General features: G+C 46.6%; 19 protein-coding genes. 1 reads left to right on the top strand and 18 read right to left on the bottom strand.

Annotated features, from left to right (window positions below; translation table 11 throughout):
- Positions 1-8: 8 nt before the first annotated feature.
- The 13 genes from trpE to mtrB form a co-directional block, all read right to left on the bottom strand.
- Positions 9-1,577, bottom strand: coding sequence for an anthranilate synthase component I (trpE, locus tag EC604_RS21020; RefSeq protein WP_123066022.1), 1,569 nt, complete (start codon positions 1,575-1,577; stop codon positions 9-11).
- A 521-nt stretch (positions 1,578-2,098) separates the two neighbouring features.
- Positions 2,099-2,467, bottom strand: a complete 369-nt coding sequence (aroH, locus tag EC604_RS21015; protein WP_123066021.1) for a chorismate mutase — start codon at positions 2,465-2,467, stop codon at positions 2,099-2,101.
- Positions 2,468-2,471: 4 nt separating this feature from the next.
- Entirely contained in the window at positions 2,472-3,566 is a 1,095-nt protein-coding gene (gene aroB, locus EC604_RS21010; RefSeq protein ID WP_123066020.1) for a 3-dehydroquinate synthase, read from the bottom strand.
- Between the two features lies 1 nt (position 3,567).
- Positions 3,568-4,737 (bottom strand): chorismate synthase, encoded by a 1,170-nt coding sequence (aroC, locus tag EC604_RS21005; protein ID WP_123066019.1) that lies wholly within the window; start codon positions 4,735-4,737, stop codon positions 3,568-3,570.
- Between the two features lie 168 nt (positions 4,738-4,905).
- Complete coding sequence (locus EC604_RS21000; RefSeq protein WP_123066018.1) at positions 4,906-5,697, bottom strand: CheR family methyltransferase; 792 nt, start codon at positions 5,695-5,697, stop codon at positions 4,906-4,908.
- Positions 5,698-5,721: 24 nt separating this feature from the next.
- Complete coding sequence (gene ndk, locus EC604_RS20995; protein ID WP_123066017.1) at positions 5,722-6,165, bottom strand: nucleoside-diphosphate kinase; 444 nt, start codon at positions 6,163-6,165, stop codon at positions 5,722-5,724.
- A 132-nt stretch (positions 6,166-6,297) separates the two neighbouring features.
- Positions 6,298-7,272: a polyprenyl synthetase family protein gene (locus EC604_RS20990; RefSeq protein WP_123066016.1), complete on the bottom strand. Its 975-nt coding sequence runs from the start codon at positions 7,270-7,272 to the stop codon at positions 6,298-6,300.
- Between the two features lie 352 nt (positions 7,273-7,624).
- Entirely contained in the window at positions 7,625-8,242 is a 618-nt protein-coding gene (locus tag EC604_RS20985; protein ID WP_123066015.1) for a UbiX family flavin prenyltransferase, read from the bottom strand.
- A gap of 2 nt (positions 8,243-8,244) precedes the next feature.
- Entirely contained in the window at positions 8,245-9,111 is an 867-nt protein-coding gene (locus tag EC604_RS20980) for a UbiA-like polyprenyltransferase (RefSeq protein WP_123066014.1), read from the bottom strand.
- Entirely contained in the window at positions 9,104-9,832 is a 729-nt protein-coding gene (locus tag EC604_RS20975) for a demethylmenaquinone methyltransferase (RefSeq protein ID WP_090917226.1), read from the bottom strand. Before EC604_RS20975 ends, EC604_RS20980 begins: the two co-directional genes overlap by 8 nt.
- A gap of 15 nt (positions 9,833-9,847) precedes the next feature.
- Positions 9,848-10,711: a heptaprenyl diphosphate synthase component 1 gene (locus EC604_RS20970; protein WP_123066013.1), complete on the bottom strand. Its 864-nt coding sequence runs from the start codon at positions 10,709-10,711 to the stop codon at positions 9,848-9,850.
- Between the two features lie 107 nt (positions 10,712-10,818).
- Complete coding sequence (locus EC604_RS20965; protein WP_123066012.1) at positions 10,819-11,364, bottom strand: hypothetical protein; 546 nt, start codon at positions 11,362-11,364, stop codon at positions 10,819-10,821.
- A gap of 204 nt (positions 11,365-11,568) precedes the next feature.
- The gene (mtrB, locus tag EC604_RS20960) at positions 11,569-11,790 is read right to left on the bottom strand and encodes a trp RNA-binding attenuation protein MtrB (protein ID WP_090917232.1); all 222 of its coding nucleotides are present in this window, start codon (positions 11,788-11,790) and stop codon (positions 11,569-11,571) included.
- Between the two features lie 146 nt (positions 11,791-11,936).
- On the opposite strand from mtrB, the gene EC604_RS29970 reads away from it, so the two are divergent.
- Complete coding sequence (locus EC604_RS29970) at positions 11,937-12,089, top strand: hypothetical protein (RefSeq protein ID WP_161557000.1); 153 nt, start codon at positions 11,937-11,939, stop codon at positions 12,087-12,089.
- A 90-nt stretch (positions 12,090-12,179) separates the two neighbouring features.
- On the opposite strand, the gene EC604_RS20955 is transcribed toward EC604_RS29970, so the two are convergent.
- The 5 genes from EC604_RS20955 to spoIVA all read right to left on the bottom strand — a co-directional run bounded on the left by EC604_RS20955 (position 12,180) and on the right by spoIVA (position 18,041).
- Entirely contained in the window at positions 12,180-12,452 is a 273-nt protein-coding gene (locus tag EC604_RS20955; protein ID WP_090917341.1) for an HU family DNA-binding protein, read from the bottom strand.
- Between the two features lie 216 nt (positions 12,453-12,668).
- On the bottom strand, positions 12,669-13,655 hold the full coding sequence (locus EC604_RS20950) for an ABC transporter permease (RefSeq protein ID WP_123066011.1): 987 nt from the start codon (positions 13,653-13,655) through the stop codon (positions 12,669-12,671).
- A complete protein-coding gene (locus EC604_RS20945; RefSeq protein ID WP_123066010.1) occupies positions 13,652-15,169 on the bottom strand; it encodes a sugar ABC transporter ATP-binding protein in 1,518 nt (505 codons plus the stop codon). Before EC604_RS20945 ends, EC604_RS20950 begins: the two co-directional genes overlap by 4 nt.
- Before the next feature lie 76 nt (positions 15,170-15,245).
- Entirely contained in the window at positions 15,246-16,343 is a 1,098-nt protein-coding gene (locus tag EC604_RS20940; protein WP_123066009.1) for a sugar ABC transporter substrate-binding protein, read from the bottom strand.
- A 219-nt stretch (positions 16,344-16,562) separates the two neighbouring features.
- Positions 16,563-18,041 carry a stage IV sporulation protein A gene (gene spoIVA / locus EC604_RS20935; protein ID WP_090917242.1) on the bottom strand — a complete coding sequence of 493 codons (1,479 nt, stop codon included), beginning with the start codon at positions 18,039-18,041 and terminating at the stop codon, positions 16,563-16,565.
- Positions 18,042-18,050 lie beyond the last annotated feature (9 nt).

Below are 18,050 nucleotides of genomic sequence, written 5' to 3'. Positions count from 1 at the left end.
CTCCTCTCTCAGTTCGTTGCCGAAGTTGGTGTAACAAAATAATCAGCGTTAGCCAGACTTAATTTTGAATCCGCAACTTTTACAGGGAACATCGCTTCAGCCGTACGAATGGCCTTTAACAATGCTTTGGCTTTGTTCACGGTCTCTTCATATTCCTTCTCAGGCACAGAGTCCCATACAATTCCGGCTCCGGCCTGAACATATGCTTTTCCCTTTTTGAAAATAATCGTACGGATTGTAATACATGCATCCATATTTCCGGAGAATCCAAGGTAACCAATCGCTCCTGCGTAGGCACCGCGTGCCTCCTTTTCGAGCTCCGCAATAATCTCCATCGCACGCAGCTTCGGCGCACCAGATACAGTTCCAGCTGGCAGACAGGAGAGGAACGCATCGAAGAAATCTTTATCTTCTCTTAGCTCGCCTGTAACGTTCGATACCATATGCATAACGTGAGAGTAGCGCTCGATCTCCATGAACATGTCACACTTCACACTGCCAAAAGTGGATACACGCCCCAGATCATTTCTTCCCAGATCCACCAGCATCAGATGCTCCGCGCGCTCCTTCTCATCCTGTAGCAAATCCGCCGCAAGTGCGCGATCTTCTGCCTCTGTCGCTCCTCTTGGACGTGTGCCTGCGATAGGACGTGTTTCTACACGATTGCCGTCAACCTTGACGAGCGCCTCAGGTGAGGTACCCACGATAATTTCATCGTCCATTTTCAAATAATACATATAAGGAGAAGGATTTAATGTCCGAAGTACGCGATATACATGTAACGGGGAAATCTCTGTATCAATGTGAAAACGCTGAGACAGCACCACCTGAAAAATGTCTCCTGCACGGATATATTCCTTGGCTTGCTCCACATTGCCGATAAATTGCTCTTTCGTCAGATTGGAACGAATGTCCCCAAGCTCCACATCGCCGGGAATCGAACGCGGGTTCAGGTTCTCCCCGGGGCCTTGCTGCTGTAAACGCTCTGCCGCTTGTTCAAGCTTCTCGGAAGTGGCTGCATACGCCTGACGAATCTCTTCATCTGTTGCCCCATCCTTGACATGTACGTTGCCAACAAGCAACATGTGTTGCTTCACATGATCAAATACAACAATTTGATCACAAAACATAAAGCGAATGTCATCCATATTCAGATCATCCAGCGCATGAGCTGGAAGCTTCTCATAATATTGCAACAGGTCATATCCAAAAAATCCAATGGCTCCACCCGTAAAAGGGGGAAGTTCTTCCATCTTCGGGCTCCGGTATTTGCGAAGCAACGCTTTAAGTTCTTCAATGGGTTTGCCTGGTAGTTCGCGGGTCTTTCCAGCTTCCTCAACTACAATACGACCTTTCTTCCCCGAAATCATCAGGAACGGATCTGTACCGATGAAAGAATATCTAGCCCATTGAATGCCACCCTCTACACTTTCAAGCAAAAACGCACGGTCATTGTCCGCATAACGGCGGAAGATACGAATCGGCGTCTCCATATCAGCCAAAATCCGTTTAACTACCGGAATCAGATTATATTCGTTTGACATTTTCAGTACTTGATTAACGTTTGGCGTTATCATCAGATCACGTCCTTTCAGATTTAGGTAGAAGAAAGTTATGGCGACAAAAAACCTCTACCATGAGGTAGAGGTTTGGTTATAAGCTGTATTCAAGTATGTTGCTCCATAAATAACAAGTCCCTATACTTTTGCGAAGGACAAATGACAGGCCACTGATCCATGTTAATCCATGATTCAGATGTACGTAAGATGACATACACTTGGTAACATCTCGTTCGCATCATTTTCATCCCTTGAGAAACTCAATCAAACTCTCCAATGATAGATGACGTGAAATGTTCGTCAGATATATGCGAATAAACCATGTCCTCCGACACGTCTACTCTCTTCTCCTGTACTTCTCCTTAGCAAGACGTACCGTGAATGCGTTGACCGATTTCGGTTGCATCGGCTACCAGACACTGGACTCTGCTATATACTAGGCTCAACTCAGCTACTCTCAGCTCAATCTAAACTCTACTCAACTGTTTCTCACTATACATCATATTCACTGGTATGACAACCATGATCATGGAAGAAACTTAACGCCCTGCCAGATCGGGACGTAATGCCTGTGCACCGTTGAGGTACACGTGATGAATTTCATTTTGTGCTTTAGTTGTGTTTACATGTACCATAAAACGAATACACTTCGCCAAAGCGCCTTTTACAGGAACCTCCAGCGCACACATCAAAGGCACAAGTTCCCATCCATCTAACTGACGAATCACTTTTGCTGGAAAAGCCGCATCCAGATCACCAGTCATCGTAATCCATACGCTGCAGATATCTTCCGGTACAATCTTGTTCCGGTCAACAATCTCCTGAAGCAGCACAGCGGTTTCCTTCAAAATCTCTTCTTCGCTATTCTGCGTGACTGTGGTCGCCCCGCGAATTCCCCGTGTAACCATGCTGTTATTCTCCCTTCCTAAGCAGTTCGATTACTTCACGAACAACCGTAACCGGCACATCCTTCACGATTCTAGCTGCTCCAATCCGATCAGGAACAATAAAGACCATATGACCTTCACGGAATTTTTTATCATGCATCATCGCTTCCATCAAAGCATCCGTACTTAGATGTGCAGGCAACGTCACCGGAAGACGAAGAGAACGCAACATACGAACAGTATCCTCATACAGCCCTGCTGGCGCTCCGAGTTTCTCACCCAGTAGTGCCGATCCGGCCATGCCGATAGAAATGGCTTCTCCGTGTAGAAATTCACCGTATCCAGCAATCGCTTCAATCGCATGGCCAATCGTATGACCCAGATTCAGGAGTGCGCGTTCTCCATTCTCCCGTTCATCATTGGATACGATCTCGGCTTTGATACTGCATCCGCGCTCCAGTCCATATCCGAGTGTTTCCGGGTCTAGTGCAAGCAACGCCTCGGCATGTTCTTCGCACCAATGGGCGAAAGCTTCATCACGGATCAGTCCATGCTTCAGCATCTCAGATAAACCGGCCGACACATCTCTTGGCGGCAACGATTGCAGTGTGTCGACATCATACAGTACAAGCTCCGGCTGATGGAAAGCACCAATCATATTTTTCGCAAGAGGATGATTGACCGCCACTTTACCGCCAACGCTGCTGTCATGAGCAAGAATGGTTGTTGGGATCTGCACAAACTTAACCCCGCGCATATATGTAGCTGCGACAAAACCAGCCAGATCGCCCACGACGCCTCCCCCTAGAGCGAGAATCGCCGAACTGCGGTCGAGTTTGCCTTCAATCGCTACCGTCATCATATCCTGATATACCGCAAGTGATTTCGAAGTCTCACCAGATGGCACGACTGCGGATACGACGGAATATCCCGCCGCACGCAACGTATGCTCTAACCCACGCAAGTATTTCGGGGCCACATGATCATCTGTAATGATCAGAAGCGGACTTTTTTTAGTCAAACCATACTGTTCAAAATATTGCGGAGCTTGAGCCAGCAGGCCGCTGCCAATCAATATAGGATAAGAGCGTTCCTCAAGCTGAACTGTCAACTGACGCATATTAGTAATTCTCCAATTGTGCTTGGTAACTGGCAACGTTTGCCCGAATCTCCTCCATGGAATCCCCGCCGAATTTCTCCAGGAATGCCTTGGCAACTTCCCATGCAACAACATGTTCCATAACGACGCTGGCTGCCGGAACCGCACAAGCATCGGAACGTTCAACCTGAGCTGAAAAAGCTTCTTTCGTATCAATATCTACGCTTTGCAACGGCTTGTACAGCGTTGGGATAGGTTTCATGACTCCGCGTACCACAACCGGCATACCGTTGGTCATACCACCTTCAAATCCGCCCAGACGATTCGTTGCACGGTGGTAACCACGCTCTTCCGTATACAGAATCTCATCATGTACCTGAGAGCCGCGAATTGTCCCCGCTTCGAAGCCGATACCGATCTCCACACCTTTGAACGCATTGATCGACATTACACCTTGAGCGATACGAGCATCCAGTTTGCGATCATACTGTACGTGGCTTCCCAGACCAACAGGAACACCTTCAACGATACATTCTACAATTCCGCCGATGGAGTCGCCTTCTTGCTTGATCTGATCGATGTAGGCTTCCATTTTCTTCTCTGTCTCCGCATCTGTCACACGAACCGAAGATGCTTCCGTCACTGCAATCAGTTCATCAATCGGAAGATCCTGATACGGTGCTTCAATCTCCCCGATGCGAATAACTCGTCCCGCCACTTTAATACCGAATTCAGCCAAAAACTGACGTGCAATCGCACCACATGCCACTCGTACAGTAGTCTCACGTGCACTGGAGCGTTCCAGGACGTTACGCAAGTCTTTGAGATTGTACTTCAAACCACCGTTCAGGTCGGCATGTCCAGGACGTGGACGATGAACACGACGCTTCTCTTCATCGCTGCCTTCAATCGGCTCAATGTTCATAATATTCTGCCAGTGCTTCCAGTCATTATTTTGAACAACGAGCGCTACTGGAGCACCTGTCGTATATCCATGACGAATTCCGCCAACAAAATTAGCTTGGTCTTTCTCAATCTGCATCCGGCGTCCACGGCCATAACCTTTCTGGCGGCGATGAAGTTGGAAGTTCAGTTCTTCAAAATCAATATTCAAATTACTTGGCAGTCCTTCAATAATGGCGGTCAATTGGGGTCCGTGCGTTTCCCCTGCGGTTAAATAACGTAAACTCATAATACGTTCCCCCTTTAAACTGTTAAACTTCACATTGCTAAAATCCCATAATTTCTTTGCTTATTATAGTATAGCTGACCGGCTTTGACAAGAAAGCCGCTTTTTCTTATGCAAACAACCGCCTGAGCACATCTTCATGCACCTCAGGCGGTTGATCTTTATACTGATTTATTTTTTTCGGTAGAAAAACGTCTCTGCCGTCTCCAGCCCGTATTGCCCGGGGGAGAAAATCTGCTCTGTGCTGCCTACGAACAACATCCCACCTGGACGCAGACTGGCTGCGAATTTGTGATACAGCAGGTTTTTCGCTTCCTCTGTAAAATAAATCATGACATTCCGGCATACGATCAGATCGTATCCGTCATCAAAACGGTCAACCAGTAAATTCTGCTTCTTAAAGTTGATCGAGCTTTTCAATTTCTCATCAATACGATACATCATGCCATCTTGCTTGAAATATCGACTCGCCGTTTCTGGAGGAACATCTTTCAGCGAACGTTCCATGTAACGGCCTTCCTTAGCCTTAGCGAGTGCGCCTTCATCCAGGTCGCTTGCCGTAATAGAACTTTCTTTCAAGATGCCTAACGTATCCAAAATCATGGCAATCGTATATGGCTCCTCACCAGTCGAACAAGCAGCACTCCATACTTTGACCTTGCGTTTGGAACCAACCAGCTCAGGCAGAATCTCATCACGCAACACTTCCCAGCGATTCGGGTTGCGCCAAAATTCCGATACGTTAATGGTCATGCGATCCAGAAACTCGTAAAATAACGATTTCTCCTTCTGCATCGCATCAAAAAAGATAGAAAATGTATTAAACCCGTTTTTGTTACGTAGTGTGGTCAGCCTTCTTTTCATCTGGCCTTCCTTGTACTGAGCAAGATCAATGCCTGTGCTCTCTTTAATTTTACGAATGAATCCGGTATAATCCGGGTCTAGTTGTTCTTGCTCCAGCATCGTAGATCACCCTTTGGCTAATAATTACAACCAGGCTGCGATGCTCTTCTCGTAGGTTACCAGCTCGTCAGGACTAAAGAAATTGGCAGCTTCACGAGTAGCACTTTCTGGCGAATCTGCCCCGTGAATGAGATTATGTGGTGTATGGCTAGCGAAATCTCCACGAATTGTCCCCGGAGCCGCTTCCTTCACATTCGTTTTACCAATGACCATACGTGCAAGTGTCACAATATCGTCGCCTTCCCACACCATGGCAAATACAGGGCCAGAAGTGATAAAACGAACCAGCTCATCAAAGAACGGCTTGCCCTCATGTTCAGCATAATGGCGCCTCGCCTGTTCTTCCGACATCTGCACCAGTTTCCCTGCTACGAGCTTAAATCCTTTGTCTTCCAGACGGCTGATAATACGGCCGATCAAACCACGCTGCACACCATCCGGTTTCACCATCAAAAATGTACGATCCATTACCAGTTCACTCCTCACTCACGGTTCAAAGTTAATCACTATGTAAACGCAATCCCTTTGATTGTAACATACAAGTCCAAATCCTCCCAATGAGGATTTTCACATCCGTGTAGAGCATTAAACCACACAAGCTTAATGTGTACGTTTAACGACAAAGTGAGCAATGTCTCGCAGATTTTTGGTGGTCTTGATGTTAGGCAGCTGATCGAGAGCATCGAGCGCTTTCTTCATATATCGGTCAGCAAGGGCTTCTGCTTTAGCAATTCCTTGACTTTGGCGAATCATTCCAATTGCATCCGATGCACTTGCGCGTCCTTCTTCATGATGCACACGCGAAATTTCCTTGAGCAACGGCTCACGTAACTGTTCTTCTTCCAGAGCATACAGCACAGGTAGCGTGATGTTACCTTGTTTCATATCACTTCCTGGAGGCTTACCAAGTTGTTTCTCCGTACCTACCAAGTCCAGAACATCATCCTGAATCTGAAAAGCCATACCCACATTGTATCCATAGGTGTACAACAAAGATGAAATGTGCTCAGGTGCACGAGTAGCGAGTGCTCCGAGCTGGCAGCTCACTGCAATCAGAAGCGCAGTTTTGCGACGGATACGCAGCAGATAGTTACGCACACTCTGACCTGTATTAAAAAAGTCCCGAATCTGTTCCATCTCACCAATGGACATCTGTACCATCGCTTTGGCAAGGATACGGTGAATAACCGGATCAGATAGTCCTGCCGTCATCTCTAGCGCTTTGCCATAGATATAGTCTCCTGTATACATCGCAATCCGATTGTCCCATTTAGACTTCACGGTGGGTTTGCCCCGGCGAGTCTCGGCATTATCGATGACATCATCATGAACGAGGGAAGCAGAATGAATAAGTTCCAGTGGAACGGCTACGAGCTTCAAACGCTCGATATCGTATGTACCAAATTTGCCACCTAAAAGCACAAAAACAGGCCGCAGTCGTTTTCCACCTGCCTTAAGCAGATGAAGCGAAGTTTCACTCAGTAACTTTTGTTCGCCTTTTACGCTGCGATACAACTCTTTTTCAACGTAATCCATGTCCTTTTTTAACAATCCGAAAATGTCCAATAGTTTCATTCGTTCACCCGTGTCAGCGTATTGTCAATCCAAAAATCCATGCTTACCTTCCCTTCCAGCAAGCCCGAGCCTACAGGCAAAAACGTTCGCCCTAGGCTTGCCGTTCCTGCTTGTGTTCTTCTACAGCGTCCATCATGATGCCTATTCGAATGCCAGTACCGACATTCGGGATTTAAACGCTGCGACCAATTCTGAATCAACTAAAAGTACAGAAGTTGCCGGAGCATGGGTCAAGACCGTGGACACACTTATCTGGCCATCAGCACTCACCGACACCCCGGGAGTCAGGGGATCATGTCCATGAGTGGCACTTTTCTGATCCGCTTATCCAGAAAAGTGCCACTCGGCTACATTATCCCCGTTCATCCGGTTCTCCCCATCTTGTAAACAGTTGATGCGGGATGCGCAAGCTATCCAGCACTTTACCTACTAAAAATAAAATTAAATCTTCCATGCTTTGAGGTTTGTAATAAAAGGCAGGCATCGCCGGGATCATTCGCACACCAAGACGTGAAAGCTTCAGCATGTTTTCCAGGTGAATGGCATGCAAAGGCGTCTCACGAGGCACAAGAATTAACGGCCTGCCCTCTTTCATCATAACATCTGCCGCACGTGACATCAGATTGTCTGAGGACCCGTTTGCAATCGATGAGAGAGTGCCCATGGAGCAAGGCATGATTATCATGCCTTCAGCCAAATAAGAACCACTGGCAATCGAAGCCCCAATATCGCTAACGGGATGATAGATTAACGATCCACCACGATGACCAAATTTCTCCTGAAGCAGGCTCTCCCGGTTCGTCACATCCCAGTCCAATTCTTCTTTCAGTACACGCCAGCCAGCATTGGAGATAACCAGATGAACGGCATATCCCAGGTTAAGCAACGTTTCAATCAATCGGATACCATATATGCTGCCACTCGCTCCGGTGATTCCGACAACAAGTCGTTTATTCTCCGGTTGCTGCATTATTATTTCACCGCCAGATCAATAAGTGTAAACGTAAATACGACTAGGCTCAGTACACTATTCATCGTAAAGAATGCCGTTTGTACACGGCTCATATCATTAGGCGACACAATATAGTGCTCATAAAGCAGGATGCCATACGTAATCAGCATACCTGCGCCATACCACCAGCTCAGATCGGTCATTAGCAACAAGGCAAGGAAACCAATCGCCGTAATGATATGAAAGAACTTGGCAATCTGCAATGATTTCACAAGTCCGAAGCGGGATGGAATGGAATGCAAACCTTCTCCCTGATCAAACTCCAGATCCTGGCATGCATAAATAATGTCAAAACCGGCAGTCCAGAATACAATCGTAACGTACAGAACAATCGCTGTCCAATCCATAGTACCTGTTACAGCCACCCATCCTCCCAAAGGAGCAAGGCCAATGGTCATCCCCAGTACAACGTGACAAAGCCATGTGAACCGTTTGGTGTACGAATACAGCACTAACATGAAGACTGCAATCGGCAACAACTGCATGGATAACACATTAAGATTGGATGATGCCCAGAACAATAAAATAAACGAGATGATGATAAAAATAATAACCTCGCCATTCTTCAGCAAACCTGCTGGAATAGCTCTCATTGCCGTACGGGGATTTTTGGCATCGATCGCCTGGTCAATAATCCGGTTCAAACCGAATGCGGCGCTCCGTGCACCAATCAAAGCAAGTAATACCCACATAATCTGCATCCAGCTCGGGAACGTATTGTTAACAACCATAGAGCCCAAAATGGCGCCCATAAAAGCAAAAGGTAAAGCAAAAAGCGTATGTTCAATCTTGATCATTTCTAAAAAAATGCGAATTTTCCTAAACATTCTGATTCTCCTTGGTTCCAATATGCAGTGCCGCGATGCCTCCGGTTAGAGGGTAGGCCTGCACCTGTTGCAATCCAGTTTCAACAAAAATGTCTGCCAGTTCCTTTCTACCCGGGAAAAGCGCCAGAGAGTCCGGCAGCCATTTATACTGCTCATAACGTTTGGCAAACAGTTTTGCCATGTTTGGCAACATATGCTCAAAATAAAAATAATAAATGCCTTTAAACGGCTGCCAGGTCGGTTTGGACAATTCCAGACAAACCACCATACCGCCAGGTTTTACAACACGTTTCATTTCAGACAGAACCTGTCTTAGATCCGGTACGTTACGTAAACCGAATCCAATCGTTACATAATCGAACGTATTGTCTTCAAAAGGCAAAGACATGGCGTTCCCTTGAACGAGCGTAATCTGTTTTGAACGGTTCACCGCATCAATTTTCGTCTGGCCTACTTCCAGCATGTTGCTGCTGAAATCCAGCCCGTGCATGTGCCCCGTTTCACTTGCCTGTGCCATAGCGAGCGTCCAGTCACATGTGCCGCAGCACAAATCCAGTCCCGTATCTCCCTTAGACATATTCATCTTCTTCATCGTGAATTTGCGCCAAGCTTTATGCCTGCGGAAACTCAGAATATCATTCATGACGTCATACTTGCCGGCTATACTCTGAAAAACCGAATGGACAAATTCTTCTTTCGGTTTGGTCTCTCCGCTACCCATTCGTCTGTCTCCCCCTCAATCTTCCCTTACTGCCGCATGTGAAGGCTGCACATAGGACAGGTAAGGCTCAAGAATTGCCTCGAACTCATGCATATCTTGAAGACCTTCCTCTTCTTGCAGCAAAAGCTGAATGCGGTGTGTGCACTCGCGAAGCTTGTCCAGCAACACCTCGCTTATGCTGTATTTCAGCACCATCGAACTCCATATACGTCGTTCGAGCTTCATTTGAGACAAATGACTGCGTTCCTCGTCATTACCGTTCTCATACACATGCCAGAACGCGTAGCTATGAAGCATCTGCTGCTCGTCATGCATTCGCTTCATCTCTTCTGCGATTGTTTCACAAGTGCTGAACTCCATCAGCAAGCTGTTCCATAACGCCCTATCTCCAACAGGGATCATGTCTGTAAATGAAAGAAACAGCTGCATTCTCAGCTGTACCGTTTCACGCAAATATTCATCAGCCGAAACGAGAAGTTTTTTCATCCGTTCATACAGCGTCATCTTACGTGCGTTCACTTGGGAAACAGCACCGCTAAGCTTGCCAATCATTTCAATTTTGCCTGCATGGGCAAGCAATTGATAGAAGCGGCTACTCAGATAATCTCCAGCGAGAACATTTAATTGGCGTGAACGCATCTCCTGTTCTCCCCGATCACCGGAAATCGTATCGATTCGATCATGCGTATCCATAGCCAACTGAACGAGCGAGGTCGCAAGAGCGTAAAGTTCCTGATTTCCCACTTCGTCTGTACGGCCCACAAATACCTGTAACAGACGCGCCCGGCTATCCGGAAATGACGGGATTTCCGTATGTTGTCGAATCATGTCGTAATCCGTATATTTCTTTGCAAGTTGGGGTACGCGATATGAATTCATTCTCATCCTCCGAGGCTTTGCTTTGTCAAACCATTTCTGCACTACAATCTTATATATTATAGCATATGTTTATTCGGCACGCACTGAATCCTGCTATTTGATTACCCCTAACTTGTCATTTCGAACTGCCTCTTCCACAGTTCCGTCTGCATCAGATTGAACCAGTCCTTTAAATCCTCCGAAAATGCCGCGCTTTTCCATGTGCGAAGCATATCAATAGCGTACATCGGCCATTCTCCTCGCCGAATATCTGCTGCAAGCAGCAGATGGCGTTTATGCATCCATTCGTCCTCGGCCATGACGCGAAGTAACACCTGTTCCACGTTGTCTACACTGCGAAAACTCAGATCGACGACAGCAGCCATATTTTCATAAATTTCAGTATAACTCGTATCCGTTCCTTTTACTTTGAGGTCGAGTGTCAAAATGGACTGTTTCCATTCCACTCTGGCAATCGGCGTAGACATATGAAGTGAACTCAGTACATCAACCAGATTATCATTCGTCAACTGGATCGTTTGATGAGAAGCGGTTACAGGCTCTGCCCGGTCTCCGCCCCATGTACGTGTATGTAAGCTTTGAAAAACCACGAGCAAGAAGACTGCCGCAATCGTTGACAGCATGGATGCAGTCACAATCATTCCCGGTTTCATATGCGCCTCCCTGCCTTTACCTGTTAGTGTAGTCTGTCCGGTAAAGGCTCATACCTCATTGTACAATCAAAAAAAGCAGGCTATGCCTGCAATTTTCATCTGATCCACTCAACCTTTTTATTGTACCTAGTCAAACTCTTTCATCACTATGCCTATTTAACATTTTATAATTTACTTTTGCCACTATTACGTTCAGTCATTGGACTATTCCGATTCAATCTCTCCATGCTTCGTAATCAGCGTAGCTTTTCCTCTGATTTTAATGGCTGAAGTATGTGTTGTAAATTGAGCAATCATCACTTCGCCTTTATCCAGCTTCTCCGTGTGATGAAAACGTGTGTCCTGTCCGCGGGTCAAGCCAATCACCTGTACACCGTTTTCTTCTGCTTTAATTACGATAAAGTCATTGCCCGTAGAGTGATCCATCGCGCACGTCCCCTTTTCTAATTTCATAGCGTTAATGATGATCAAGATTGTTTCATTTGTCAACAAGTCCTGGAGGGAATGTACCCGCAAGAAACCATAGTTACCGGGTCATACTATAACGGATCAGCCAGGAAAGGAGAGTTCGCATGAAATACACCCCAGCTGTGCTCAAGGAAGAGCATGTTCATCAGTTACAGGAGATTGAGCATCATCTGTCTGCCGTTACCGGCAAAGATCTGATTCTAATCGCTTACAGCGAGCAACCGGAACTTTCGGAAAAAAGTAAAGAGGTTGAGTAGCAGATTACGAAAATTTACCGTTTACAGGCAAAAGAAAAGGCCGTGAACAAGTCACGGTCTTTTTGTTGACATATGGAATATGTAGAAATCTTATTTAATTCCGTCTTTGAGCGCTTTACCTGGTTTGAACGCAGGAATTTTGCTCGCAGGAATTTCGATTTCTTCACCTGTTTGCGGGTTGCGTCCTTTACGTGCAGAGCGCTCGCGAACTTCGAAGTTCCCAAAACCAACCAATTGTACTTTGTCTCCGTTTTGAAGAGCCTCAGAGATCGCTTCGAATACGGCATCAACCGCTTTCGTTACATCCTTTTTGGACAATTCAGTAGCCTCGGATACGTGTGTAATCAAGTCTGATTTGTTCATTTGTTTTTCACCTCCTGAATCAATGTCCTGAATGTTATACTGTGTTTCCGTTTTATTAGGAAATATACGTTCATTCACAAAAAAACGTTGACCATTTTGAGCGATGAACATTCATCTCCGCCTGCGGCCCACAGTCATTTCTGGCAAAAGCCGCCTGAAACCACGCGTGTTTCTGACGCCGAACAAATTTTATACTAATACAGACAGCACACAATTTCAAGTGCGGCTACGGTTTAAAACGTAAAATGTAACTGCCAGAGCCAGCACAAGCACCCCGCCTTTGACAATATCATGTGTAAAATACTGAACGTTCATCATCGTCAATCCATTGACCAAGACACCAATCAGAACTGAACCGATAAAGGTTCCTATCACATTCGGCTTCCCGGCACCAAAGACAGAGAAACCAACAAATACCGCAGCTACGGATTCCATTAACAATGGAGATCCGGCATCAATCTGTCCAGACCCAACTTTGGATGCATAGATGATTCCTCCAATAGCCGCAAAGATTCCAGCTGCCACATAAGCAAGTGTTCGTACCTTTTTCACCTTGATCCCAGAGAGCCTTGCCGCCTCTTCATTTCCGCCTGTAATATACATTTGCCTACCATATTTGGTGTATGTCAAAAAGATATGAACACCGATTACAGCAATAAGCAGCAGAATAACGGAGATCGGCATACCCAGCCATTTCCCTTGTCCAATCAGCAGAAACGTCGGGTCCATCTCTCCAGCTGCCTTGCTTCCATCCGGAAACTGCATGTGATTGTAGATGGTGTACCCCTGAGCATATGTTTTGTGGATACCTCCGATGATGTACATTGTTGCAAGCGTCGCAAGCAGATCCGGAATACGCAATTTAACAATCAACAGTGCGTTCAACAGCCCAATGACGGCCCCAATAACCAAAGGCACGATAATCACGACAGCCAAAGGCTGCTGATACCAGATCATTAGTGACGCTGTAACAACGGTTGTCAGCGAGACGGTCGCTCCCACAGAGAGGTCAAATCCATCCACAATGAGAGATAACGTTACACCAATCGCTACAAAGGTTACGATCGAGATCGAACCTAAAATGTCCGTTAAATTGCTATACGTGAAGAAATAAGGCAGTTTTATGCCGAAAAAAGCAATAACTCCTATAATGACGATGATCGCTCCATACCGGAACGCAAAATCGAGTGATTTATCTTTCATGCTTCCACCTCTTGTCCACCGCTTGCATAGTAAAGCAGCTGTTCTTGGTTCGTCTCGCCACGCTGAAACTCTTTTACGATAACCCCTTCACACATGACCGCAATCCGGTCTCCGATGCCCATTCCTTCATCCAGTTCACAAGTGAAATAGATGACGGCTTTACCGGCCAGTGCCAATTCATTGATAATGCGGAAAATGTCACTTTTCGCCCCAATATCCACACCTTTTGTTGGTTCGTCAAAAATAAATACATCTGCATCGGTACGCAACCATTTTCCTATGGCTACCTTTTGCTGATTACCACCGCTCAAATACTTCACTTCCTGTTTCACCGACGAAGTCTTGATGCCGAGTTGTTTCACTAATGAATCCGCATGATGACGCTCACGTTTACGGTTAACAAAGCCCAATCGACTAAGCCTGGAAAGCAGGGGCAGGCTCAGATTACGTTCCACGTTCTCCTGAATGAGAATGCCTTGTTTACGCCGTTCCTCTGGAACAGATACAATGCCTAGAGCCGCCGCATCCGCAGGTTGGGACAGATGGATATTCCGTCCGAGTAATCTTATCTCCCCTGACTGCAATCGATCGGCTCCAATCAGCAGACGAGAGCATTCCGTTTTGCCAGCACCTACAAGCCCAACAACAGCAAGTACTTCACCACGGCGAACCTCAAGGTCCACACCTTTTACCTTCAATCCCCGCCGTAGGCCTCGGGCTTCCAGGAGCAGATCGCCCACAGGTGCTTCAGTCTTTGGAAACTCCTCTTCGAATGGTTTGCCTAACATTTGCGTAACAAGGTCATTGATCGTCAATCCATTCGTTTCACTTGTAAATACATGACGACCGTCCCTCATCACAGTAACCCGGTCACAGTGACTCGTTACTTCGGCAAGACGATGGGTAATGAAAATGCAGGCTACCCCGCGTTCCTTCAGCAAATGTACAATGCGAAAAAAAGCATCGGTCTCCTCTTGACTCAGAGGTGCCGTCGGCTCGTCGAATATAATGACTTTGGCATCCTGAATCAGGATACGCGCAAGCAAAATCATCTGTTTCTCAGCCAGAGTCAACTCGGCCACTTTACGGTGAATCGAGATATGATCTGCCCCGAGCTGTTTCAATGCTTCCTTGGAACGTTGCTGCAACGTTCTTGGACTTTTCCACCATCCTCCAGCGGATGAGGCTAACTGATCCAGCATAATATTCTCGGCGGCAGTCAGCTGCGGCACAAGTGCAGCATCCACTTCCTGATATACACAGTGAATTCCACTTGCCTTGGCTTCTCTCGGAGAATGGAGGCTCAGTTTATAGCCGTTTAGACGAATCGTACCCTCATCCAGTTGGTACGCGCCCGACAATATTTTCATCAACGTACTTTTGCCGGCCCCGTTCGCTCCAAGGAGGGCATGGATCTCTCCACCTTTTACAGAGAAATGTACGTCCCTCAGCGCAGGTATGCCTGAAAAATGCTTATGGATATGCTCCATATCCAGTGATATCGGGTCCTTCATGATGTTGCCTCCAATCAGCTGTATTGCCTGTCATCGCCTGAAAAAAGCGCGCCTCGCGGCGCGCTTCTAACGCTGCTTACTTCGCAGTAATCCCGTACTCGCTCATCCAGTCCTTAATCCCTTGAGTACTGCCTCCCCAGCCTTTTACGTACTCAGACAGCTCAGATGTGGAGATTTGTTTATCTGGTAGAGCCTCACGTTGTACGTACACCGGATTAAGAACAACCGCATCTTCGGTTTGGTCCCCATGCAACTTCTGGTATGCATATCGAACTTGTACACGCCCAATGTCCGTTGGATCTACAGCCGCGGAAGCAACCCAAGGATTTTTCGGGTCCTGGATCATCTGCAGATCCTCGTCACTCATGTCAATTCCATACACCTTAATCTCATCACGCCCAGCTTGCTGAATGGCACGCGCCGCACCTTTTGCAAACTCGTCCCACGCGGCCCAAACCGCTGTAATTTCACCTTTTGGATATTGTTTCAGAATGGCCTCCATTTTGGCTTGCGTATCCAGCGCCGGGTTCTGAGCAGAGCCAAATGTCGCAATTTCCTTGATTTCTGGATTATCCTTCAGGAATGCTCCGTAGGCAATCTGGCGACGTTCCATTGGAGCAAAACCAGCCACCCAGACTTTCACGATGTTACCTTTACCATTGATATCTTTTTTCATCTGTTCCAGTGTTAGTTCAGCCATCTTCTGGTCATCTTGTGACAACACCGTAGCACCCGGAACACTGATCGCTGCATCAAATACAACTACAGGAATCTTTTGCTCAACCGCTTTTTTCACCCCTGGTTCGAGGAGCGAATCACCGTGGTCTGTCAAAATGACATCAAATTTCTGGTTAATTGCACTGTCGAGCAACGATACCATTTTTGCTTTATCATTATCTGCAACAAAGGTGGTGAGTTCACCGCCAAATTTGGCAATTTCCTCTTTTACTCCTTGTACATACTGCTGTGAAAATGTCCCTGTATTAAATTCCATAATTAGTGCAACCCGTTTACCGCTTAAAGGTCCTGTAACGGCTTCCGTCTTCGGTGTTTCACCCGCTGATCCTGATGCAGGAGAGGCGGCTGGTTCTTTTTTAATTCCGCAAGCTGACAACGCCAGTGTGAATATCAGTAAAACGCTTAACCCAACCCATTTAAAACTTGTTTTCTTCATCTCGTTCTCCCCCTGTTTCACTCGCTATGACTTCAATCACAATAGTTGTTTATTAATATAACGGCTAATCCCTAGTATGTAAATATGTTTTAGTGATTTAAAGCTGAAACTTGCTACATTTTTCGAAAATATATGATTTAGACATCCATTTCATCCATATTCAAGAAATAACGGCAAAGAAAAAGACCATGAGATCCAGCCCCACGGTCTTTTGAATAATTAAAGTATGATGGCGATCAATCCGCCTGAGCCTTCGTTAATAATTCTACCCAGTGTCTCTTGCAGTTTATATCTTGCATTATCCGGCATCATCGCGATTTTACCCTGAATGCCTTCACGCACAATGGAGTGTAAAGAGCGTCCAAACATATCTGAATCCCATACCTTGATCGGATCGTTCTCAAAGTCTTGCATCAGATATCTCACCAGTTCCTCGCTCTGTTTCTCCGTACCGATAATCGGGGCAAACTCCGACTCCACATCAACACGGATCATGTGGATGGACGGTGCCGTCGCTTTCAGGCGAACGCCAAATTTCGTACCCTGACGAATCAGTTCCGGTTCGTCCAGCGCCATCTCAGCAAGTGAAGGAGCAGCAATGCCATAACCTGTTGTTTTGACCATTTCCAGCGCCTCAGCGAAGCGGTCATATTCTCTTTTCGCATGGGAGAACTCCTGCATCAGTTGCAACAGATGATCCTTGCCCCTGATTTCAATGCCAACAACTTCCACGAGAATCTGGTCATATAACTCATCCGGTGCGTAGAGATCTATCTCTGCTACACCTTGCCCCATATTCATACCACTGAGGCCGGCACGGTCGATAAATTCATATTCCATGAATTGTGACACGACCCGATCCACGTCGCGCAATCTGCGAATGTCTTTTACCGTATCCCGTACCGAATTCTCATAGTTGTTACGAAGCCAGTGTGTGTCATTCAGCACCATAACCCAGCTCGGGAGGTTCACATTCACTTCATGCACAGGGAACTCATATAATACTTCACGGAGTACACCAGTGACATCATCTTCCGTCATCGTCGCAGCACTTAGCGTCATGACTGGAATATCGTACTTGGCAGCCAGCTCGCTACGAAGTTGCAACGCTTCTTCACTGCGAGGCCGGGTAGAGTTGATGACCAGAACGAACGGTTTACCCACTTCTTTCAGCTCAGCAATCACTCGCTCTTCTGATTCCACATAGGAACTGCGAGCGATCTCCGCAATCGTTCCGTCTGTTGTGACCACCACACCAAGTGTGGAGTGCTCCTGTATGACTTTTCGGGTACCAATCTCGGCTGCTTCCTGGAATGGAATCGGCTCTTCGAACCAAGGTGTGGAGATCATACGCGGACCATTTTCATCCTCATATCCCTTTGCGCCTTCCACCGCGTACCCCACACAATCCACCAAACGTACATTGACATCCAGCCCTTCAGCCACTTTGATCTGGACTGCATTATTGGGCACAAATTTAGGTTCGGTTGTCATTATTGTTTTGCCTGCTGCACTTTGTGGAAGTTCATCCACTGCACGGGCACGATCGGCCTCACTTGCAATGTTCGGCAGTACGATCGTTTCCATGAATCGTTTAATAAATGTTGATTTCCCCGTCCGGACTGCGCCGACAACCCCGAGATAAATATCCCCTCCGGTCCGCTCAGCTATGTCCTTAAAAATGTCCACTTTCTCCAATGAAATCCC

Origin of the sequence: Paenibacillus amylolyticus (assembly GCF_003719335.1) — a bacterium.
Lineage (GTDB): Bacteria > Bacillota > Bacilli > Paenibacillales > Paenibacillaceae > Paenibacillus > Paenibacillus amylolyticus_D.
This window is presented reverse-complemented; position numbering and strand designations above follow the sequence as displayed.